The following is a 1019-nucleotide window of genomic DNA, read 5'->3' as shown; positions in this document are numbered from 1 at the left end:
ATACAGACCGGCTCTTTTCCCATTCCTCCGGTATCGCAGATAATTTTCGGGACTCTCCCACCGGTGGCCCGGACCGATTCTGCCGCTTTCCACTGCATCGATGACCCCTCTGCAATCCTGAGTTCGGCAGGTTCAATCCTCCGGTCAATCATGACAGATGCCCAGCCTTGCTGTATGCAATAGTCTGACAGCCAGTCTGAAAATCCGGGAGGATTTGCAAAATCGATCACGGCCCGGACGGTCGGATCGGTCTTCATGAGTTCGATGATGAACCGGGCCATATGGCCCGATGCACCGAACCGGACTCTCCCGGCAGCCCGTGGCATACCGTTGATGATGGTGATCCGGCCATCTACGGCCAGGACTTCATCGGGAGTTTTTGCATACGGGTGTGCAAATACCATATTGGTCCTGACTTCCGGTATGAGAGCGGTAAATTCCCTGCATGCTTCAACCTCCTCAAGAGCAATCGTCATCCGTCCGAACATGTCGATCTCTGTGGTGGGGTCAGGTTGTTTCATGGTCCTCCTCTATTCATCTGAATTATGTGACGGGAAGGATTATTGGTTCTCTGGTCATGTGACCGAGCGTCTTCATCTTCCCTGATCAGCTGAGGGTAGATCGCCGCCCCGCTCCGCACGCTTCGTGCACCTGCGGCGCACTCGCACATGCTCCGCGGCCCGGCTCCAGTCATGCGCGATTCCATTATTTGGCGTTGTGAAAGTGAATATCGATCAAGCAAATCGCGCGACTCTAAAAAGCGCGCTACGGGCCCGGATTGTAAAAGATTCTAACTTGTTGTCAGGAATCTGGTCGGGGGGTATCCAGACGTAAAAGTAGAATCGTATCCGTCTCTTTTTACCAAAATTACCGGATGTCGGGATCCCCTATATCCCGTACACCTGGAACAAGGAGAACAGTGCGAGGATCATGACAGCAACCCCCGCTGCCACAATCGCCGGCCGGACCCCGAGCAGTTCCGGCACGGTTTCGGCCGGGAATGCCCCGCGGTTCAGGAC

1 protein-coding gene is annotated in these 1019 nt (G+C 54.9%); it reads right to left on the bottom strand.

The window, feature by feature from the left end:
* Positions 1-521 (bottom strand): thiamine-phosphate synthase family protein (locus tag CW742_RS15230; protein ID WP_292421879.1); only part of this gene is annotated, 521 nt, incomplete at its 3' end.
* Positions 522-1019 lie beyond the last annotated feature (498 nt).

The organism is Methanoregula sp. (assembly GCF_002835825.1).
In the GTDB taxonomy this organism is placed as follows: Archaea; Halobacteriota; Methanomicrobia; order Methanomicrobiales; family Methanospirillaceae; genus Methanoregula.
Note: the sequence above shows the minus strand (reverse complement) of the source record. Positions and strands in the feature narration are given on the sequence as shown.